Origin of the sequence: Rheinheimera nanhaiensis E407-8 (assembly GCF_000296695.1) — a bacterium.
Classification (GTDB): Bacteria; Pseudomonadota; Gammaproteobacteria; order Enterobacterales; family Alteromonadaceae; genus Alishewanella; species Alishewanella nanhaiensis.
Genome location: NZ_BAFK01000011.1, coordinates 116,533 through 138,317, shown reverse-complemented (window position 1 = coordinate 138,317; position 21,785 = coordinate 116,533). Strand labels below are relative to the sequence as shown.

19 protein-coding genes are annotated in these 21,785 nt (G+C 49.6%); 17 read left to right on the top strand and 2 right to left on the bottom strand.

Features of this window, described 5'->3' with window-relative positions:
- Positions 1-159: 159 nt before the first annotated feature.
- Positions 160-927: an alpha/beta fold hydrolase gene (locus tag RNAN_RS10885; RefSeq protein WP_008221702.1), complete on the bottom strand. Its 768-nt coding sequence runs from the start codon at positions 925-927 to the stop codon at positions 160-162.
- Positions 928-1,035: 108 nt separating this feature from the next.
- Here RNAN_RS10885 and seqA point away from each other — a divergent pair, with 108 nt between their 5' ends.
- From seqA to RNAN_RS10850, 7 genes are all read left to right on the top strand, one after another.
- Positions 1,036-1,554 carry a replication initiation negative regulator SeqA gene (gene seqA / locus RNAN_RS10880; RefSeq protein ID WP_008221700.1) on the top strand — a complete coding sequence of 173 codons (519 nt, stop codon included), beginning with the start codon at positions 1,036-1,038 and terminating at the stop codon, positions 1,552-1,554.
- Positions 1,555-1,565: 11 nt separating this feature from the next.
- Positions 1,566-3,215, top strand: a complete 1,650-nt coding sequence (gene pgm / locus RNAN_RS10875) for a phosphoglucomutase (alpha-D-glucose-1,6-bisphosphate-dependent) (RefSeq protein ID WP_008221699.1) — start codon at positions 1,566-1,568, stop codon at positions 3,213-3,215.
- A gap of 153 nt (positions 3,216-3,368) precedes the next feature.
- Complete coding sequence (locus RNAN_RS10870; protein ID WP_008221697.1) at positions 3,369-5,852, top strand: glycogen/starch/alpha-glucan phosphorylase; 2,484 nt, start codon at positions 3,369-3,371, stop codon at positions 5,850-5,852.
- Between the two features lie 165 nt (positions 5,853-6,017).
- Positions 6,018-6,896 carry a periplasmic substrate-binding protein gene (locus RNAN_RS10865; protein WP_008221695.1) on the top strand — a complete coding sequence of 293 codons (879 nt, stop codon included), beginning with the start codon at positions 6,018-6,020 and terminating at the stop codon, positions 6,894-6,896.
- A gap of 61 nt (positions 6,897-6,957) precedes the next feature.
- Entirely contained in the window at positions 6,958-7,320 is a 363-nt protein-coding gene (locus RNAN_RS10860) for an SAM-dependent methyltransferase (protein ID WP_008221694.1), read from the top strand.
- A gap of 270 nt (positions 7,321-7,590) precedes the next feature.
- Entirely contained in the window at positions 7,591-7,827 is a 237-nt protein-coding gene (locus RNAN_RS10855) for a hypothetical protein (protein WP_040552008.1), read from the top strand.
- Positions 7,828-7,969: 142 nt separating this feature from the next.
- A complete protein-coding gene (locus tag RNAN_RS10850; RefSeq protein WP_158467510.1) occupies positions 7,970-8,479 on the top strand; it encodes a GNAT family N-acetyltransferase in 510 nt (169 codons plus the stop codon).
- Between the two features lie 399 nt (positions 8,480-8,878).
- Here RNAN_RS10850 and RNAN_RS10845 read toward each other — a convergent pair whose 3' ends face one another.
- Entirely contained in the window at positions 8,879-9,514 is a 636-nt protein-coding gene (locus tag RNAN_RS10845; RefSeq protein ID WP_148275710.1) for a hypothetical protein, read from the bottom strand.
- A gap of 167 nt (positions 9,515-9,681) precedes the next feature.
- On the opposite strand from RNAN_RS10845, the gene RNAN_RS10840 reads away from it, so the two are divergent.
- From RNAN_RS10840 to RNAN_RS10795, 10 genes are all read left to right on the top strand, one after another.
- Positions 9,682-10,467 carry an SAM-dependent methyltransferase gene (locus RNAN_RS10840; RefSeq protein WP_008221690.1) on the top strand — a complete coding sequence of 262 codons (786 nt, stop codon included), beginning with the start codon at positions 9,682-9,684 and terminating at the stop codon, positions 10,465-10,467.
- A complete protein-coding gene (locus tag RNAN_RS18720; RefSeq protein ID WP_008221688.1) occupies positions 10,457-11,023 on the top strand; it encodes a GNAT family N-acetyltransferase in 567 nt (188 codons plus the stop codon). Before RNAN_RS10840 ends, RNAN_RS18720 begins: the two co-directional genes overlap by 11 nt.
- Positions 11,024-11,105: 82 nt before the next feature.
- Entirely contained in the window at positions 11,106-11,393 is a 288-nt protein-coding gene (locus RNAN_RS10830; RefSeq protein WP_008221686.1) for a hypothetical protein, read from the top strand.
- 9 nt (positions 11,394-11,402) lie between these two features.
- Positions 11,403-13,133 carry a GGDEF domain-containing protein gene (locus RNAN_RS10825; protein ID WP_148275709.1) on the top strand — a complete coding sequence of 577 codons (1,731 nt, stop codon included), beginning with the start codon at positions 11,403-11,405 and terminating at the stop codon, positions 13,131-13,133.
- Between the two features lie 74 nt (positions 13,134-13,207).
- A complete protein-coding gene (gene astE / locus RNAN_RS10820; protein ID WP_008221683.1) occupies positions 13,208-14,263 on the top strand; it encodes a succinylglutamate desuccinylase in 1,056 nt (351 codons plus the stop codon).
- 286 nt (positions 14,264-14,549) lie between these two features.
- The gene (locus tag RNAN_RS10815; protein WP_008221680.1) at positions 14,550-15,734 is read left to right on the top strand and encodes a thiamine pyrophosphate-dependent dehydrogenase E1 component subunit alpha; all 1,185 of its coding nucleotides are present in this window, start codon (positions 14,550-14,552) and stop codon (positions 15,732-15,734) included.
- Entirely contained in the window at positions 15,734-16,711 is a 978-nt protein-coding gene (locus tag RNAN_RS10810; RefSeq protein ID WP_008221676.1) for an alpha-ketoacid dehydrogenase subunit beta, read from the top strand. The genes RNAN_RS10815 and RNAN_RS10810 overlap by 1 nt, the downstream gene beginning before the upstream one ends.
- 11 nt (positions 16,712-16,722) lie before the next feature.
- Positions 16,723-18,288, top strand: a complete 1,566-nt coding sequence (locus RNAN_RS10805) for a dihydrolipoyllysine-residue acetyltransferase (RefSeq protein ID WP_008221674.1) — start codon at positions 16,723-16,725, stop codon at positions 18,286-18,288.
- Positions 18,289-18,367: 79 nt separating this feature from the next.
- Entirely contained in the window at positions 18,368-19,843 is a 1,476-nt protein-coding gene (locus tag RNAN_RS10800; RefSeq protein WP_008221672.1) for a Ycf46 family AAA ATPase, read from the top strand.
- A 2-nt stretch (positions 19,844-19,845) separates the two neighbouring features.
- Entirely contained in the window at positions 19,846-21,693 is a 1,848-nt protein-coding gene (locus tag RNAN_RS10795; RefSeq protein ID WP_008221671.1) for a protein kinase domain-containing protein, read from the top strand.
- The last annotated feature ends 92 nt before the right edge of the window (positions 21,694-21,785 follow it).

Sequence of the window (21,785 nt, the reverse complement as noted above, 5' to 3'; positions counted from 1 at the left end):
TTTTCAGTACGTCGTGAATAGCCAGTACGATAAAAACATACAAAATACCCAGGCCAAGCCATAAACTCAGTGTCTCAAACTGCTCAAAAGACATAACGAGCTACCTGCCGTAAAAAAAGTGCGCGCACTATAGCACAATTAGCGAAAAAATTTAGTGCGTTAGCTCAATAAAAAGTCCTGTACCAGCTTGGTAAAGGCGGCCGGCTTTTCGGCGTGCAGCCAATGGCCGGTGCCCTGAATGATCTTCGCCTGCGCCTGCGGAAACAGCTGCATAATTGCGGGGCGATGCTCGGGCAAAATATAGTCAGAGTCACCGCCTTTGATAAACAGCACCGGCCCATTGTATTGCCCGTGTACCAGCGGCTCGCCAATCAGCGCGGCATAATTGGCTTTAAGCGCCGCTAAATTAAAGCGCCAGTAAAAGCGGTCGTGCTCTTTTACCAGACTTTTTAATAAAAACTGCCTGACGCCAGCCTCGTTTATATACTCTGCCAGCTGTCTATCAGCCTCTGCCCGGCTGGTTAACTGCGCCAGGTCTACCGCTTCCAGGCCGGCAAAAATGCTATTGTGCCGCGGTGGATAGGCCACTGGTGCAATATCGGCCAAAATCAGTTTAGTTACCCGGTCTGGGTGTAAAAGGGCAAACGCCATCGCCAGCTTACCGCCCATCGAATGGCCAAGCAGTGCAACTTTTGCAACCTCAAGCGCATCCAGTGTTTGCGCTAAATCATCGGCCATCTGGCGGTAGCTCATGTCAGTGCTGTGACCAGAGCGACCATGGTTACGCACATCGACATTCACCACCTGATACTGCTCGCTTAAGCTACGTGCAATCACGCCTAAGTTTTCATAGCTGCCAAACAGGCCATGGATCAGTACCACTGCTGGCTGGCCCGGCTGGCCAGTTAATTGCGTATGTAAAAGCATAGAAAATACATTTAGTTAACCCAGACGCTAGTCTAGCAAATCATCTTGCTGGCGTCAGTCGGTAAGGCTTTATATAATGAGGCCAACTTAAGTGCGCGGATTAAATATATGAAAACCATCGAAATAGACGACGAACTCTATCAATACATAGCCGGCCAGACGCAGAAAATTGGCGAAAGTGCGTCTGAAATACTGCGCCGTTTACTGTTAGGCGATGCGCCGCTCTCGTCCGCTAAGCCCGCTGCAGCCACGACCGACAAGGTTGAACCTGCTGTGGCACCGGCAGTGCAAAGTAATATTTTTGACTTAATAAACCGGCAAGATCTGCAGGCAGAGCAAAGCGTGGTAGGGCGGTTTTTGTTTATTTTATCGGTGCTGGCGCGGGCGCATAAAAAGCAGTTTGCCAAAGTGCTGGATATTAAAGGCCGTAACCGGCTGTACTTTGGCCGCAGTGCTGCCGAGTTATCCGAAGCCGGTAGCAGCACTAACCCCAAACAAATACCCAATACCGAGTTTTGGGTGATTACCAATTCCAACACCACGCGTAAAAAAATGATGTTAACCGAGACCGCGCTGAAACTTGGCTATAGTGAACAAGACGCCGAACGTATCCGCGATTTATTGTAAAAGGAAATGCTATGTCTTTACACCCGCTGGCCGGCCAACTGGTGCCGCCATCGCAGCTGCCCAATATCAGCCGTCTGATGACCGCCTACTATGTGCTGGAGCCTGATGTCCACACCCGGCCAGAGCACAAAGTGGCGTTTGGCACCTCAGGCCACCGCGGCAGCGCGCTAAGCTGCTCCTTTAATGAACCTCATGTGCTGGCCATTTGTCAGGCTATTGCCGATTATCGCAAAAAGCAGGGCATTACCGGGCCGCTGTTTTTAGGCAAAGACACTCATGCCTTATCTGAAGCCGCTTTTGCCAGCGCACTGGAAGTGCTGATCGCCAATAAAATTCAGGTGTGTATTCAAAAAGACTTAGGCTATACGCCAACACCGGTCATTTCGCACGCCATTTTAACGCAAAACAAAGGTGCCAGCGCCCAGCTGGCCGATGGCATAGTGATTACGCCATCACACAACCCGCCGCAGGACGGTGGCATTAAATACAACCCACCACATGGCGGGCCCGCCGATACCGATGTGACAAACTGGATAGAGCAGCGTGCCAATGAGCTGCTAAGCAAAGACTTAGAAGGCGTGAAAATGCAGCCCTATGCGTTGGCACTGCAGTCTGGTTATTGCCAGCATATCGACTATATCCAGCACTATGTGGATGATTTAGAAAACGTTATTGATATGGCGGCGATAGCTAAAGCCGGCATTAAAATTGGTGTCGATCCGATGGGTGGCTCGGGTCTGGCCTATTGGCCGCGGATTGCTGAGCGTTATGGCCTGAACATCACCGTAGTCAACGACAAAATTGACCCGGCCTTTGGTTTTATGCCGCTGGATAAAGACGGCCAAATCCGTATGGATTGCTCATCGGCCTATGCCATGGCTAACCTTATTCAGTTAAAAGATCAGTTTGATATCGGCATTGGTAATGATCCGGATTTTGACCGCCACGGCATCGTCACCCGCAGTGGCGGCCTGATGAACCCGAACCATTATCTGGCGGTGGCGATCAATTATCTGTTGGCCAACCGGCCCAATTGGGACACCAGCCTGGCCATTGGTAAAACCCTGGTGTCCAGCGCGTTAATTGACCGGGTCGTCGCGGCGCGGGGCCGAAAATTGCTGGAAGTGCCGGTCGGCTTTAAATGGTTTGTCGACGGCCTGCAGCAGGGCACTATTGCCTTTGGTGGTGAGGAAAGTGCCGGTGCCAGTATGTTAAGGCTGGATGGCAGCACCTGGTCTACCGATAAAGACGGCATTATTCTTGGCCTGTTAGCCGCTGAAATGCTGGCTAAAACCGGTGTCGATCCCTATGTGCAGTATCAGGGGTTAACCAAAGAGTTGGGCTCGCCGCTGTATCGCCGCTTGGATGCACCGGCCACGGCGGCACAAAAAGCCGCGCTGAAAAAGCTGGATGTTAGTAGCGTGGCGCAAAAAACACTGGCCGGCGATGCGATTTTGGCGGTGCTGAGCAAGGCGCCGGGTAATAATGCCGATATTGGCGGGGTGAAGGTAGTGACGCAAAACGGCTGGTTTGCCGCCCGGCCATCAGGCACCGAAAATGCGTATAAAATTTATTTGGAGAGTTTTGTCGACCAGGCGCATTTGCTGCAGTTAGAGCATGATGCCAAGGCATTCGTTGAATACGTATTCAGTAACAACTAAGCTACTGAAATGGCAGTGAATTTAGCTGTAATTAAATTACATTCACTGCCGTAGTTTTTGCCTTGAACGCCGATTTAAGGTATGTTTTTGTAATTATGTTACATATAACGCTTTGCTGCTGCCCGCCCGGGCAGCACATTATCAGGATCGGTCATGAAAAAACACGCAACCGCTGCTGCTTCAGAGCTGGAGCAAACCAGCACTGAACAATTAAAACAGCAAATTATCCGCCATCTGCATGCCACTTTAGGCACTGATGTCAACAAAGCCAGCCCGCAAGCCTGGTGGCGCGCCACCTGCGCTGCAGTGAATGAGCAGGTCTATGATGGCCTGCGTAACACTCAGCGCACCCACTACGAAAAAAACACCCGGGCGCTGCATTATTTTTCTCTGGAATACCTGATGGGCCGCTTGTTCAGCAATAACCTGCACAACCTGGGGCTTTATGCGCAGGCGAAGCAGGCGCTGTTAGAGTTGGGGCTGAATATCGCGGATCTGGAAGAGCAGGAAGAGGACATGGCGCTGGGTAACGGCGGTTTGGGCCGGCTGGCGGCCTGTTTTATCGACTCGCTGGCCACTCTAAACTACCCGGCCATTGGTTATGGTATTCATTATGAGCATGGCTTATTTCAGCAAAGCTTTCAGGATGGCCGGCAAATAGAGCGGCCAGACAGCTGGCGCGAGTACGGCAACCCGTGGGAGATCTGTCGGCCAGAGTCAGTGCAGGAGATTTCGGTGTATGGCTATGTCGAGACGGTTTACGACTTGCAAGGCCGGATGAAAAAAGTCTGGCACCCGGGTCGTATTATCAAAGGTGTACCCTGGGATATTCCGGTAGTGGGCTATAACGGCAGCTCGGTGAACGTGCTAAGGCTGTGGGAAAGCCGTGCCAGTGACTTCTTTAACTGGGACGTGTTTAACTCGGGCGGTTATATTGACGCGGCGCGCGAGAATATCGAAGCCGAAACCATCTCTAAGGTGTTGTACCCGAATGATGAAACCGACGCCGGTAAAGAGCTGCGTTTAATTCAGCAGTACTTTTTTGTCTCCTGTTCACTTAAAGACATTATCCGCCGCTATAAGCGGGCGCATGGCGATGACTGGAGCGATTTTACCAAGCAGGTGGTGGTGCAGTTAAACGACACCCATCCGGCGGTGGCTATTCCGGAGCTGATGCGTATTTTAGTTGACCGGGCAGAAATGCAGTGGGACCAGGCCTGGGCTATCTGTCAGCAGGTGTTTGCCTACACTAACCATACACTGCTACCGGAAGCATTAGAGAAATGGCCGGTACGCTTATTTGAAAAAGTGCTGCCGCGCCATTTGGAAATTATTTACGAGATTAACCGCCGCTTCCTGCTAGAGCAGGTTGATGTGCTGTGGCCAAATGACAATGAGAAAAAGCGCAAGCTGTCCATTATTGAAGAAGGCCACGAGCCCATGGTACGCATGGGGCATTTGTCGGTGGTTGGCTCGTTCCGTGTTAATGGCGTGGCCGAGATCCACTCGCAACTGGTGAAATCTGACTTGTTTCCAGAGATGGTGGCACTGTGGCCGGATAAGTTTACCAACGTCACTAACGGCGTCACGCCGCGGCGCTGGTTAAAAGCCTGTAACCCCAAGCTGGCTAACCTGCTGGATAAACATATAGGTAGCGACTGGCCAACCGATTTAAAACAGCTGTCTAAGTTTGCCGCCTACGCCGATGATGCCGCGGTGCAGGATGCCTTTATGGCCATTAAGCAGCAAAATAAAGCCGAGCTTGCCAGCGTAGTGAAAAAGCTGACGCATATTGATATCGATCCGCACGCTATTTTTGATATTCAAATTAAGCGTCTGCATGAATACAAGCGCCAGCACTTAAATTTACTGCATATCCTGGCGCTGTACCGGCGTATTTTGCAGGAACCCGATTACGACATGGTGCCACGCGTCTTCCTGTTTGGTGCCAAGGCGGCGCCGGGCTATAAGCTGGCGAAAGAAATTATCTACGCCATTAATAAAGTGGCCGAGAAGATAAACCACGATAAGCGGGTAAAAAACCGCCTTAAAGTGGTGTTTATGCCCAATTACCGGGTAACGCTGGCCGAGAAGATGATCCCGGCTGCCGATGTGTCAGAGCAAATTTCGACCGCCGGTAAAGAGGCCTCTGGTACCGGCAATATGAAGCTGGCGCTGAACGGGGCTATTACCGTAGGCACGCTGGATGGCGCCAATATTGAAATTGCCGAAGAAGTGGGCAGCGACAATATTGCTATCTTTGGTTTAACCGTAGACGAAGTAAAAGCGCTGCATGCCAAGGGGTATAACAGCCTGGACTATTACTATGCTAACCCGGAGATCAAAGCCATTTTAGACTGGCTGGAAACCGATTACTTTACCCCGGGTAAGCCGGGCGAACTGTCGGCGATAAAGCGCAGCCTGCTCGAAGGGGGGGACCCTTATCTGGTATTGGCCGACTTTGACAGCTACTGCAAAGCGCATGAAAAAATTGACCAGTGGTACCGCGATAAATCGCTGTGGGCAAAAAAGGCCATGTTAAACACCGCTTGTGTGGGTAAATTTACTTCAGACCGGTCAATCGAAGATTACGTCAGCCGGGTGTGGCAGTTGGAAAAGTGCCCGGTTAAACGTTAAGTATTAGGCGTTAAATCTTAAGCGCTAGATTCTAAGTGCTAAACGCAACCCCAAAAGCCTGTGTGACCACAGGCTTTTTTTATCAGCCAAATATCATTAAACGCTCAGGCCCGTTAGATAAAAAGCCGCTACCTTGTTAACGCTATTCACCTTGCCGGGGCTCTTATGCTGCGTTATCCGCGTTATAAATCGATGTTATTGGTTAGCGGTTTGCTCGGTGCTGCCAGTTTTGCCCACGCGCAAGCTATACCTGAGCAGATAAACTGGGGCATTAATACCGCGCCGCCATTTCATATTGTTGATGGGCCTTATAAGCAGCAGGGCTTATGTGATGTGCTGATAGATAGTGTGCACCGCCATTTACCCGCGCTGAAGAAACGGCGTGAAGTTTTACCCCAGCCACGCATTGGCCGCGCGCTGGAGCGTTCAGAAAACCTCTGCTTTGCCTGTATGATTGCTAAGCCACAGGGCGAGCAGGGCGCTTATTACAGCCGGCCAACCCATGTGTATACCCCGCATCAAATTATTACCAACGACAAAACCGCCAGCCTGATTAAACAGCAGTACCCACTGCCAGTGCCGCTGGCCGACTTACTGGCCGACGAACAGTTGCAGTTTGGCTACCCCGCCGGGCGGCGCTACGGTGTGTTACAGCCATTAATTGAAGGCCAGGATAACCGGCCCGGCAACCGGCTGGTGCGCTCGGGCGATAACGGCCCACTGGCCATTTTGCAGATGATTGCCTCAGAGCGACTGGATTACACTGTGGATTACAGCATGATTAGCCGTTATTACCAGCTCACCAATGGCTCACCGCTTACGCTATTACCTATTGCCGAAAACCATCAGCAGGCTGTTGTCGGGGCTATAGGCTGCAGTAACAGTGCCTGGGGCAGAAGCATTATTGAGCAGATAAACGCGGTAATGCCGCAAATTCATGCCGATGCCGAGTTTATGCAAAGCCTGCAGTTCTGGCTGGATGAAACCGGCAAAGGTCAGTATTTACGCTACAACCGTCAGCAGCTGAAAAAATTAAAACCCTGATAACTTGCCCGCTGCGTTATTAAGGCCTTATAGTAGCGAAAAAAACGCACAAGGAGCACAAGTGCAAGGCAGTTTAGTGTGCACAGGCACCGGCATCACATTGGGCAGCCATATCAGCCCGCTTTCCCGCAGTTATATCGAACAGGCCGACGTGGTGTTTGTGCTGGTGGCCGATGGCATTACCGAGAAATGGATAGAGCAAATGAACGCCGATGTGCGCTCGTTGCAGCCGTATTACCAGGAAGGTAAATCACGCATGATCACTTACCGCGAAATGGTCGCCGCCATGCTGGCCGAAGTTACCGCCGGTAAAAAAGTGGTTGGTGCTTTTTACGGCCATCCCGGCGTATTTGCCTGGGTGCCGCACAATGCCATTGAGCAAGCACGAAAGTTGTATCACGGCTACGTTGGACAGTTTTTTTAAGGATGGGTTTCAGCATTGTGCATAAATGTAATTTTTACGAAGTCATTGCCGTGTCGTTTTACAAGTGATAGCCGCCTCGACGTTTACGCAAACTATACTGCGCTTCTTTCTCTTCCTTTTGTAAATAATTCTTTTGATAAAGTATCCGTGTTTTAACAGTGATTTTTTTGCTACTAATGTGGTATTTTATTGCCGCATGCATTTTGCATGTGGTGCCAATTGTCATTGGTAACAGTGTAATATTTGTCGTTGATTAAAGAGGGAAATTTCATGAAAGATGTATTAGAGTTTCTGGAAAATATTGGTGCAAATTCAACTTTAAACCGAGTGAATGATGTGGCCTACAAGTCATTTGTTAAGTCAATGTCTTTTAATGCAGATATAGAAAACGCTATAGTCAGTAGGGATTTTAAGACTTTAGAATCTGTAGTTGGCAGTACAGGTGAATTTGTCTGTGCTATCTGCGTTCCCGGCGAGGAGCCTTCTGATTTGAAGGTCGCCGCATAGTCGATGTAATTGCATCTTATAACTACTTGCCAAGTAAAAAACTTGGCAAGTAGCAGATGTTGCTGGAGTAGTACATTCGGTGTGTTTTGTTATTTTTAGCATAAATTGATTTATAATTTTAATTTATTTTCAGAGGTGGGTGGTGGTAAATGAAGATATAATATTGAGATTGATGATTTCAGATGATTATACGCTTTTTGAAAGCTTGTATTGCGATGATAAAGTGATGATGTATGTGGCGCCTCCACTTAAAAAGGATGATGCTCGGGAATCATTTGCAAGGGCGATGCTGTATAATAGCGAGCCTAGTGCGAGGAGGCGTTTTTTTGTTATTCAGCCAAAAAGGCTAAATTGTAGTGTTGGTATCGCTGGGTTCAATGTTTTTGAACTAAACAGAAAAGTTGAAGTTGGGATTATGCTCCTAGAGGAGTATCAAATGTGTAATTTGGGGTCTAAAGCTTTAACGCAGTTAATATTCTCTATTAATGAAGACTATTGTGACTTCGAAGTGATTGCTAATCTAGACGTCAGAAATCTTCCTGCTTTAAGACTAGTCTCGAGATTAGGCTTTGACTATCTGTATGATGGCTCCTTCAAACTTGATAAAACCAAGTTTTATAACTCTGTTGATAATCTCGTGATAGGGTATTGAGGAGATAATTACTCTGTGAAATTTTTATCATTTATTTTATAGTGATGCTGCTGTTTCATTGGGTGAACAAAATTCTATGTAGGCGCAAAGCTTTTATACATAATTTGTATGGTCGGAGTCTGCGGGAATCCCACGAATTTAACCCACGCATTCAATGTTGCAGCTCTTCGTATCCAGTAAGTATTTACAGTTGCGCAACCAAGGATCTGAATTCGCCCGCGCATTTGATTTAGATGTTTTAGAGCGCTTGATGCTGCCGTCAGCATTGAGCGAGTGACGCCCCTGAGCTTTTTGCTTGTACAGCGTCAGCATGCAGGGAAACGGCGTATTCCGAGCAATCTGCGCTTGATATTGCTTAGGCTGAAGTGAGGCTTTGACATACAACCGGCTATTACACTGTCAGTGTGCTCCATTGTCGATAGTGTAAAAGTTGGGCTTACGAGCCCTGCCGACAAAATACCAACCCAGCGCTTTAAATTTGCCTGAACCAAAGCGTTTTAAATCCTGCATCGGTACAATCACCGGTTTACAACTTGCAGGCAGAAGCAGTGATAACCGGCGTAAAAATAACTTGTGTGTAGTAGGCTTCTCTTTGGTGCTCAGCGGATGTACTTCCTCATACAGTGTGATAGCACGACCATCAAAGCTTAGCACAACACGGAGCAGAAAGTGCCTTTTACACTCATCTAAATCAGACCAGTCAATGCTTATCTCTGGATGTTTGGCCGTGCAAAATGACCTACAGACAGCTCCATAAATCAGAGGTTGCTCACGCAGTAAATGCCTATTAGATAGCAGCCTGTCAGCCCGCTTAATATTATGTTTTTCATAGGCATTTGAGTTGATGCCCCTACCCCTACCCATGCTGGTCACGGTAGCGGCACTGCCGCTTGCCAGGCTATGCACGCAATCAATTACTGCTTTTTGTCTGATTGCATGCATTTTTGGTGTGACAAATGAAACGATATTGGTCAAGATAGCGCGGACATTCATGGCTGTTTGGTCTCGGTGATGTTTGGCGATTGATCTGATCACCGAGCGCCATGAATGTTCCTTCTTAGCTCATCTTTTTGTTTTAGCTAATAATTTTGTGGGGATACCTCAGGGTCGGAGTTGAAAAGCTTTTTGCATAATAATTTTTTTACATATATTGCTGCCAACTCAGAGGTCTCAGTAACCATTTAATATATTCTGGAGTTACTTTGTCTAAAAATAGTTTAGTGTGTACGGGTACCGGCATGACATTGGGCAGCCATATCAGCCCGCTTTCCCGCAGTTATATTGAACAGGCCGACGTGGTGTTTGTGCTGGTGGCTGATGGCATTACCGAGAAATGGATAGAGCAAATGAACGCCGATGTGCGCTCGTTACAGCCGTATTACCAGGAAGGTAAATCACGCATGATCACTTACCGCGAAATGGTCGCCGCTATGCTGGCCGAAGTTACCGCCGGTAAAAAAGTGGTTGGTGCTTTTTATGGCCATCCCGGCGTATTTGCCTGGGTGCCGCATAATGCCATTAAACAAGCCCGCGAGTTGGGTTACAACGCCCATATGGAGCCGGGCATATCGGCTGAAGACTGCCTGTATGCCGATTTAGGCATAGACCCCGGCACCTATGGTTGCCAGCACTATGAAACCAGCCAGTTTATGTTTTATAAACGTAACATTGATACCGCGGCCTATTTAGTGCTGTGGCAGGTGGGTGTGGCCGGCGATCGCTCTTTGGCAAAGTTTTCCACCGATGCGGCCTATCGCAACGTATTACTGACCCTGTTAAAAGACTATTATCCGGAAAACCACCAGGTGATTTTATATGAAGCCTGTTGCTTGCCGATACAGCAACCGCGGATGGAATACCTGCCGCTGAGTGCCTTACCCGACGCGAAAATGGATTTAAAAACCACCCTGGTTATTCCGCCTGCCACAACGATGCAGGTTAACACTGAGCTGTTGCGTCAGCTTGAGCAGTTAGCTGTTGAGCACTGAGGCAACTGTGCAACATCAGTACTGCTGTGACACCGCGCTGTTTGGCAAAGCAAATTCTGAACGGCTAACGCTAAGCGCTTTAGCTGGGGATGATCAGGCGCTGTACTGCGCGATAATGACAAACCCAGGCTGTATGTCTTATGTCGGTGCGCAGTTAACTCCATGTCAGGCACAGCGCAGCTTTAATGCTGCACTTGAGTTAACCCGACAGCAACCGCCCACACGGTTTTATTTGAAGGTAACGTGCCGGGCCACTGCACAGCCGGTAGGAATTGCGGCAATAAACCAGCTGGATTTAACAGCGGGCACAGCAGATATCGGCCGTATGTTGTTGCCGGTATGGCAGGGAAAGGGGCTTGGTACTGAGCTAAGCCAACTGTTAATACGTTGGTTGCACACAGAGCTTAATATTAGCGGTTTTAGCAAACATATTCGTGTAGGTAATCAGGCGGCGATACAGTCAGCACTTAAGCTTGGCTTTGTGCCTGGTAGCACGTCAACGGGGGCAGACGGCCACAGCGTGCAAAAATACCTGTTGTCTGTCACGGCCGGTTAACGCAATACCATTTGCATAAATGGCCAAGAGCGATTATTTTGCCTTAGTAGCGTGAAATTAATAAAAACAACAGGGAGATATTATGGATAACGTAATCAGTTTAATAGAGCGACTAGGTGCCGATAGCCGGTTAAACACAGATATTGTCGCGGCATTAAACAGCCAGTCGCTTGAGTCAGCCGATATTGCTGCGGCACTTCGTGATGCCGATATTACCAAGCTGGAAATGCTGCTAAATGTGAAAAATAAAATTGTCTGTGCGATTTTCCCTGCAGAGGAAGAGCCCGGAAAATCTGATGAGCCGGATGAGTCAGATGAACCCTCTGAGCCAGCTCAGCACAAACAACAGTTGAAATATACTGCTAGCTGATTAGCTAACGTGATTAAGAACACAGTGTCCAAAATATCGGTATTAATATCATTTGTTTTGTCTCTGTGTTCTTTGCAGGTTTTAGCCATATCCGTTGAAGATTTTAATGCTCTTAATGAACTGCGTTTAAAAAATTTTGCTGAATTTAGGAGCAAGGTACAGTCTCTTGAGCCGGCAAATGTAGACTACTCCAACAAAAACTATAATTATTACAGTTTGTTAAAGGCTTATGAGGCAGTCACGCAGGCAGATTATACTAATGCTTTAAAATTCGCTCTGCCTGTAACAAATTACACTCAAGATCCCGCGCTCGCTTTACGGGCGAAATCGCTAGCTGCAAACGTACTCATTATCTCCAGAGATTACTCCAGAGCATTTTCGTACTTAGAAGAAATCAAAACTTTAATTGATAAAGTAACTGATAAAAGAGCTAGGAATCACGGTTTCAATGTACTATCGCTGATGTACAATCGCGTCGATAACTATGAGCTTGCTTACAGTTACAGTAATATTATTTATGAAGATCCGGGCTCAATAACGGAAAAATGCCATTCGTCATTTAACCGAATTGAAGCGTTAATAGGGTTAAACCATGATCAAGTTGACGTTGAGATTCATAATAGTCTTGCTGTGTGCAAAGAAGCCGATGAACCACTCTTTAGCTGGCTGATTACATCACTTCAGATGGAGTTTTTAGTAAAAAACAAACAATTTCTAAAAGCGATATCTATATATGAGGACGCGTTAGAACAATCACAAATAAGTGATTATGTTACAGTTAAAACCCGAATATATCATCAGGCTACGTTAGCTTATATAGGTATTGCCGATTATGTTTCCGCTGAAAAACTAGCAAAACAAATTGTAAAAGGGTCAAAAGATGTGCTGTTAAGCATGCCAGTTCAGTCTAGCTATTATTCACTTTATCAAATCAGTAAAGCGAGGGGAGAACTAAAAGAGGCATTAAACTACTTTGAGGCATATAGTCAAGCACTCGCCGCTTATCAAAATGACAGGGCGGACAGACTGCTTGCCTACAACCTAGCAGTAGGCCAAATTGAGTTAAAAAACCAGCGTATTGCCCTGTTAGATAAAGATAATGAAGTTTTGGCGCTGCAACGCGACTTATACGAGCAGGAAGCGCGGCAAAACCGCTTGTTAGTGTTAATTTTAGCTGCCGTGTTATTGCTGGCCAGTGTTTTGGCCTACCGTGGCATGACTGGCCGGTACCGCTTTAAAAAGATTGCCGAGTATGATCAGCTTACCGGTATAAGTAACCGTTATCACTTTAATAAACAGGCGCGCCTGGCGCTGCAGTATTGCGAGCAAAATGCCAAACCGGTGGCGGTAATACTGTTTGACTTAGACCACTTTAAACAAATTAACGACGCGCACGGCCATGCCGCAGGTGACTGGGCACTGCAGGCGGTAGTAAAAACCTGCCGCAACTTTATGCGTAATAACGATGTCTTCGGCCGTATTGGCGGTGAGGAGTTTGCGGTGTTGCTGCCAGGCTGCCAGATCGACAAAGCCGCGCTTTTGGCCGAGATTTGCCGCGATGCCATTGCCAGCATTGATTGTAGCGACAGTGGTTTTGATTTTGTGCTTACCGCCAGTTTTGGTGTGAGCGGCTCCGACACCTCCGGCCATGTGTTAAAACAGCTACTGGGCGATGCTGATAATGCCATGTATCAGGCTAAAGCGGCCGGGCGCAATAGGGTAATGGCCTTTAGCAACTAAAAGCGCCGGCAGCGTTTTGTCTGGTGGCCTAATGGGTTAGAATTTGCCGCAACCGTATTTCAGGGAGCAGGCGCATGGCGCAAACCTTAGCATCACTTATGCCGGATGGCGATTTTCTTGCACTCACTTTAGCCAACCCCGATGGGCTGGCACCCGCACAGTTTACTCTGGCCGATGGCACCGAAGTCAGCATTTGGGACACCGGTGTGATTTGTTTTGAACCAACCCAGCCTGGCAATAAAGACATCGTTTTATCCTGTGGTGTACACGGCAATGAAACGGCACCAATTGAAATATGCGCCGAGCTGGTGCAACAGCTGTTAGTGGGAACATTAGCGCTTAAACACCGTTTGCTGGTGCTGTTTGGTAACCCCGCGGCTATTAATGCCGGTACGCGTGAAATCAGCGAAAATCTAAACCGGTTGTTTTCTGGCCATCACAGCATGGGCGCAGGCTTAATTAACGCCGAGCGCAAGCGTGCCAAGGCCTTAGAAGACTATGTTAGCCGCTTCTATGATGCGTCACGCGTAACCTTCTCGGTGCCGCGTAACCGTTATTTGTATGATTTACATACCGCCATTCGCGGCTCACGCTTTGAGAAATTTGCCGTTTATCCGTTTTTACATGACAAGCCCTGGCAAAAGGCCGAGTTTGAATTTTTACAGGCCTGCGATGTCACCACCGTGCTGTTAATGCAAACTCCGGCGTCGACCTTTAGCTACTACGCCTCTAACAGCCATGGCGCTGATGCCTTTACTATTGAGCTGGGTAAAGTACAGCCTTTTGGCAAAAACGACATGAGCCGCTTTGCCAGGGCGCGTGAGGCCATACATCAGCTGGTAAGCCGTGACAGCGTGCAAACCACGCCTTTTGACGAGCAGCAGTTTCAGCTGTATCAGGTATACCGCGCCATTAATAAGCAAACGCAGGAGTTTAAGCTGCACTTTGCTGATGACGTGCAAAACTTTACGGCCTATCCGGTGGGGACTTTGCTGGCAACGGACGGTGACACCGAGTATCGGGTAGAGCGCGAAGGTGAGGCTATTATCTTCCCCAATGCCAAAGTCGCTATAGGCCAGCGTGCGATGTTGATGGTGGTACCAACTACAGTGTCGCATAACCTGGCTTAGGGCCGCGGCGGGCGGCAACTAACGGCAAAGCGGCCTAAGAGTAAATTTATGCTGACAGTCGCCGGTGGACAACGCGGCGGCAATAGGCTGCTTTGGTTGCAATGCAGTTTACGTAAAGGTAAAGTTGCCGCCGATAATAAACAGAACAAACCGGTGCAGGGCAATACACTGCGCAAAACGGGGAGCGCGGTAAAGCCGCTATACTAAGTAGCAGCCTGCAATGGCGACAGCCGGGCAGGTGATACTGACCACATGTCTAACACGTATAACAAACAAGAGACACCCTATGACTAACCCAAATAACGCCACCATCACCACGGTGCACACTGCAGAATTTACTGCCGGTGATGCGTTAAAAATTCCGACGCTGCGCATCCTGCGTGACGACGGCAGCCTGTACGAAGGCGCCGTTGCACCTGATCTGGACAAAGCCACTGCGCTGAAGATGTACGACACCATGGTATTTATCCGGGTGTTGGACGAGCGTATGCTGGCCGCGCAGCGTCAGGGCCGTATCAGCTTTTATATGCAGTGTTTAGGTGAAGAAGCCGCAACGGTAGGCAGCGCCGCCGCGCTAGATGACAAAGACATGATCATGGCGCAGTACCGCGAACAGGGTGCGCTGAGGTATCGTGGCTTTACGCTGGAGCAGTTTATGAACCAGCTGTTCTCTAACGAGAAAGATTTGGGTAAAGGCCGCCAGATGCCGGTGCATTATGGCAGCAAAGATATTTACTACATGACCATCTCGTCGCCGTTGGGTACACAAATTCCGCAGGCCAGTGGTTATGCCTATGCGCAAAAGCTGCGTGGTCTGAACAACACCACCATCTGTTACTTTGGCGAAGGCGCGGCGTCTGAAGGCGATTTCCACGCTGGCCTGAATATGGCCGCAGTGCATAAAGCGCCGGTGATTTTCTTCTGCCGTAACAATGGTTACGCCATTTCTACCCCGGCGAACGAGCAGTTTGTTGGTGATGGTATTGCCTGCCGGGCGGTAGGCTACGGCATGAAAGCGCTGCGGGTAGATGGTGCCGATATTTTAGCGGTATATCAGGCGACCAAGATGGCGCGCGAGCATGCACTGGCCACTAACGAGCCGGTGTTAATTGAGTCTATTGCCTATCGTTTAGGCGCCCATTCATCGTCTGACGACCCCAGCGGTTATCGCTCGAAAGAAGAAGAAGAAAAATGGCGGCAAAATGACCCCATCAGCCGGTACCGCTTATGGCTGATTGAAAAAGGCTGGTTAAATGACGCAGACGATAAAGCCACTATTGAAACGCTGCGCACCGAGATCCTGGATGCACTGAAAGTGGCTGAGAAAGTGGCCAAGCCTGGCATAGAGCACTTAATTTCCGATGTGTATGCCGAGCCTATTCCGGCCTTACAACAACAATTAGACGACTTAAAAGCGCATATCCGTAAATATCCGGATGCGTATCCGGTAACGGCGGGGAGATTAGACTAATGGCAAAAATGAACATGTTGCAGGCCATTAATAATGCGCTGGATTTAGCCATGGCCAAAGACGATGGCGTGGTGTGTTTTGGTGAAGACGTTGGTCATTTTGGCGGCGTATTTCGTGCCACCAGCAAGCTACAGGAAAAATACGGCAAAGCGCGCTGCTTTAATACGCCGTTAACCGAGCAAGGCATCGCCGGTTTTGCCAATGGTATGGCCGCACAGGGCATGAAACCGGTGGCGGAAATTCAGTTTGCCGATTATATCTTCCCGGCCTTTGATCAGATCGTCAACGAAACGGCGAAGTTTCGCTACCGCTCGGGTAACGAGTTCAATGTCGGCGGTATTGTATTTCGCAGCCCCTACGGCGGCGGCATTGCCGGCGGCCATTATCACAGCCAGTCACCGGAAGCGTACTTTGCCCATACGCCGGGGTTAAAAGTGGTGATCCCGCGCGACCCTTATCAGGCCAAAGGCTTACTATTAGCGGCCATTGCCGACCCGGATCCGGTGATTTTCTTCGAGCCGAAAAAGCTATATCGTGCCTCAGTTGGTGAAGTGCCGGAAGACTACTACGAGATTGAGCTGGGTAAAGCCGAAGTGACACAGCAAGGTACAGATATCACCGTGCTGGCCTGGGGCGCACAGATGGAAATTGTACAAAAAGCGGTAGAAATGGCAGAAAAAGAAGGCGTGTCCTGTGAAGTGATCGACCTTCGCAGCATACTGCCGTGGGATGCCGACACCGTTGCGGCGTCGGTGAAGAAAACCGGCCGGTTAGTCATTAACCACGAAGCGCCGTTAACCGGCGGCTTTGCCGGTGAAATTGCCGCCACTATGCAGAAAATGTGCTTCTTACACCTGGAAAGCCCGATTGAGCGGGTCTGTGGTTTAGACACACCGTACCCGCTGGCACTGGAAAAAGAATACGTGGCCGATCATTTAAAAACCTACGAAGCCATTATGCGCTCAGTCAACTTCTAACGGAGGCAGAGATGAAAAAAGATTTTATTCTGCCGGATATCGGTGAAGGCATCGTTGAGTGCGAGATCGTCGAGTGGCTGGTCGCCGAAGGCGATAGCATTAAAGAAGATCAGCCGGTATGCGATGTGATGACCGACAAAGCGCTGGTGCAAATCCCGGCGGTGCATGACGGTATTGTCAGTAAGCTGTATTACGCCAAAGGCGATATTGCCAAAGTGCACGCGCCGCTGTTTGAAATGCAGCTGGCCGGCAGCGCTGAGACAACGCCGGAAGCGAAACAAGAAGCTGTTGCGGCTAACGCACCAGCCGCCGCCACGCCTGCCGCATCGGGCCATGCCAGCGAAGACTTTATTTTACCGGATATTGGTGAGGGTATCGTCGAGTGTGAAATTGTCGACTGGCTGGTAAAAGAAGGTGATGACATCGTTGAAGACCAACCGGTGTGCGATGTGATGACCGACAAAGCGCTGGTGCAAATACCGGCTAAATACTCAGGTAAAGTCACTAAGCTGTATTATGCCAAGGGCGATATTGCCAAAGTACACTCACCGCTATTTGCCATGAGTCATGAGGGTACTGCGGCGGCGCAGCCTGCGCAGCACACTGCAACGCCGCCTGTTACCACTCAAACCCCGGCGCCTGCTGCAGCCACACCGGCAGCACAGGGCAAGGCGCTGGCCAGTCCGGCGGTACGCCGTTTAGCCCGTGAGCTGAATATCGATTTAAGCAAGGTACCCGGCAGTGGTGATAAAGGCCGGGTATACAAAGAAGATGTGCGCGCTTTTGCTGAAGGTAAAACCGCTGTTGCTGCACCCGTGGCGAAACCCGCAGCGCAGCCGGCTAAAGCTGCTGCGGCGGTGCTGACCAGCGGCGCTAGCCGGGTGGAGCCGATTAAAGGCATTAAAGCGGCGATGGCACGGCAAATGGTGGAATCGGTATCGACCATACCGCACTTTACCTACTGCGAAGAGATTGATTTAACGGAGCTTATTGCTTTGCGTTTAAGCTTAAAAGATCAGTATGCCAAGCAGGGCGTAAAGCTGACCATGATGCCGTTTTTTATTAAGGCATTATCGCTGGCGATTAAGCAGTTCCCCATTATGAACAGCCAGGTCAACAGCGATTGTACTGAGCTGACCTACTTTGATGATCACAATATCGGCATCGCGGTCGACTCGAAAGTGGGGTTGTTAGTGCCGAATATTAAAGGCTGCCAGAGTAAGTCGATTGTCGACATTGCAAATGAGTTAACCCGCTTAACCGAGCAGGCACGCGAAGGTCGCGTTAGCCCGGCCGATTTAAAAGGCGGCACCATCAGCATTTCCAATATCGGTGCTTTAGGCGGCACGGTGGCGACGCCGATTATCAACAAACCTGAAGTGGCGATAGTGGCGCTGGGTAAGGTGCAGGCGCTACCACGCTTTAATGCCAAAGGTGAAGTAGAAGCACGTCAGCTGATGCAAATAAGCTGGTCGGGTGATCATCGCGTGATTGACGGTGGCACCATAGCGCGCTTTACCAACCTGTGGAAGCAATACCTGGAGCAGCCGGCCAGTATGTTGCTGGCAATGCAATAAGCTATCGTATCGCTTGGCAGCCTGATGGCTTTCTGATAAAACCCACTCATTGCAGTGGGTTTTTTGTTTAAGGGCACGGATGTACGAATTTGACGATTTGCGGGTGTTAGTGCAGGCACACAGCCCGCTGATAGTGATTGAAAGCTATGAAGAGCCGCGGGCGTTGATGCTGATAAAACGCCTGGCGGTTAATCTGATGCGGCCGGTATTTAAATGGACCATTACCGACGGCCTGCAGCGGCTTGACAGCGAGCAGGGCGCGCAAGCGTTTAATGCCGACCCGACCAACTTGCTGGCGCAAATTAAAGGCACCCGTAACAGCGGCATTTATGTGTTATGTGATTTTCACCCGTTTTTAGCCGAGCCTAAACATGTGCGTTATATCAAAGAGATTGCTCAGGCCCATGAGCAATCAGGCCACACCCTGATTTTGCTCAGCCATGCTATAAGTATTCCGCCTGAGCTGAGCCGGCTGTGTTACCGCTTCGAGTTAAGCCTGCCATCCGATCAGCAGATCCGCCAACTGGTGCACGAGATGGCTGATAGCTATGCCGCAAAAACCGGCATGTTGGCACAGCTGACGGCAGAGAATGTGGCACTGTTGGTGCAAAATTTACGTGGCTTAACTTTTGATGAGGTAAAACGGCTGGCTTATAAAGCCATAGCGGATGACGGTGCTGTAACTCAGGCCGATATTCCGCGCATTAACCGGGCGAAATTTAGTTTGTTGCAAACCGATGGTGTATTAAGCCAGGTGTTTGATAGCGCCAGTTTTGCCAACGTCATTGGCCTGACCAATTTAAAACAGTGGATAGGCCAGCGCCAGCAGGCTTTTCTGGAGCACGCCCGCCTTGATAAACCAAAGGACATACCCAAAGGCCTGTTATTAACCGGCGTGCAGGGTACGGGGAAAAGTTTGGCCGCCAAAGCCATAGCAGGCAGCTGGCATTTACCTTTATTGCGGCTGGATATGGCTGCGCTGTACAACAAGTACATCGGTGAAACTGAGAAAAACCTGACGCAAGCGCTGGCGCTTGCCGATGCTATGTCGCCCTGCGTGTTGTGGATAGATGAAATAGAAAAAGGCCTGTCCTCGGGCGATAACGACAATGGCGTGTCGCGCCGTTTGCTGGGCAGCTTTTTAACCTGGTTGTCAGAGCGCAAATCACAGGTGTTTCTGGTGGCTACAGCGAATAATATTCATGATCTAGCGCCGGAGCTGCTGCGCAAAGGCCGCTTTGACGAAATCTTTTTTGTCGACTTACCCACCGAGCAGGAGTGCCTGCAATTGCTGCAGCTGCACCTGACAAAGCGGCAAATGCCGTTGAGCGACACTGAGTTACGTTCAGCGTTGCCGCTGTGCCGTGGTTTTTCCGGCGCTGAGCTGGAGCAGGCGGTGGTTGGTGCCGGTTATCGGGCCCGTGCCAGTGACAGTACGTTTAGTCTGATGCACCTGATGGACGAGTTAGCTGCGACGCAGCCACTGTCGGTAGTAATGGCAGAGCAGGTCAGCGCTCTGCGGCAGTGGGCGCAGTCACGCTGTGTTAAGGCCTAGGTATGCAATACAAAAATCAGCTGCGTAATTTTTATATCCCCGAAGAGCAGTCGATTTACCTGCTAAATACCAATGATGCCAAGAAGCTGAAAGACTGGGTAGCGCTGTGTATTTCTGAGCTTAAAAAACTGGGTTATAAAGACATCGCGCTGATAGGCAAGGGCGCTTATGGTTTTGCCTTTGCCGGGCTGGATGCCAGTGATCAGAGCTGCGTGTTTAAATTCTCCCGTATTAATCTGCCGCAGCATATTCAGGAGCGGCTGGCGGATGAAGCTTATATGTTATCGCAGGTGCAACACCCTAATGTGCCGCGTTACATCACCTATCAGGTAGTCAAAAAGCAGGGTATTTTAATGATGCAGCGCGCCAGCGGCATCGATTTAGAGCAGTACAGCCTGCAGCATGGCCGCATACCGGTAAGGCTGATTATCGACATTGCCTGTCAGCTGGCGGATGTGTTGTTGTTTTTACGCCGCTACCACAAAGACGGCGAATTGCAGCCAATAGTGCACGGCGATATTAAACCGTCCAATCTGGTGTTTGATAGCCAGACAGGCCGCATCAGCCTGATTGACTGGGGCTCGTCGGTCTTTGCCCAGCTGGATGCCAATGGTCAGTATTTATCCAACAATGTAATGCAGTTGATGTCGGCCGACTTGCAAAGCTCAAATGCCCGTATGGGCGATGTGTATTTTATTGGTGCTGAGCAGCGCAGCGGTGCCTTATCCAGCCCGCGTTTTGACGAGCAGGGTGTGGCGGGAACCTTGTATGCACTGGCCTCGGGGCAGTCGTGCCGCTTTGGCCGCAAAGCCATACCGGCGCGCAGTTTGGGCTTGCCGGTAGAATTCGCCACTATGCTTGACAGCATGCTGGCCGACGATCCGCAGTTACGTGCACAAGCCGGTGATTACTTTTTGCAGCAGATGCCCAGGCTAAAACAGTTGGTATTGCCCGATATTGCTTTATTTGACGACGCCCCCGTGCTGCCGGTATGGGTAAGCCCGCAACTGCGCGAGCTGGATACCGTAGTGTATTCGTCACGCAAATCCTTTTTACGTGAACACAGCGAAGAAGATGGTATCGCCTATGTTGACGATGTGCAGCTGGAGCGCTATTACAAAAACTACTTAGAGGGTATGGGGGAAACTGAAAAAGCCTTTGTTGCCGCTGTAAGCCGGCTGGCGCGTTATCCGGTGGTGGGCGGTTTGGCGATTCACTGGCAGGCCAATGGCGTTTATATCGACAGTAGCCTGAATTTATATGATGCCAAGCTTAGCCGCTCTTTTGCTTTGTCAGTGAACAATGTGGTGACACTGGCGCGCGCTATTGCCAAGGTGGGTATCTTTAAAGCCTGTTTGTTTAACGCCCGTAATACCATTCATATCAGCCGTGACACAACCCACTCACCTTTTATAGCACCGGCTGATGCGGTAATACCTTATCAGCTGGCGCCGGTGCTTAGCAGTGAAGATGCCAGTAAACAGCATTCATATTTTGAAGATGGTAAAGATCCCGATGAGCAGTTAATTCTGCCCGATGCCATCATGGATGATATCGCTAAGCTAAACCTGATCCGCCATACCGGTTGTATAATCTTTGAAGTCACCAGTTTGTATATGAAGATCCACAGCTATTACCGGTTACTGGACCCGCAGGCTGAGCCGGAGTTTGCCCGTTTACTACAGTCAATTTTATCCAAGGTTTCCTTGATCAGTGGTGAAGGCGTAGGCGGCTTTATGAAGCTGCCGTATAAAGATACGCGCTTTTTCAGCCATCAGGCGCAGCAAGCACACTGTTTTTATCCGGCTAATCCGTTAAAACTGGTCGGGTCTGCAGCTAAAGCTGATTAATCTTTGTGCAATGCTGGCCTTGTCAGGCCAGACAAGGCAATAAATACGCTGCATCGGCTAAAACTTTGCCGTCAGGGAGTTTAATTTCGCGG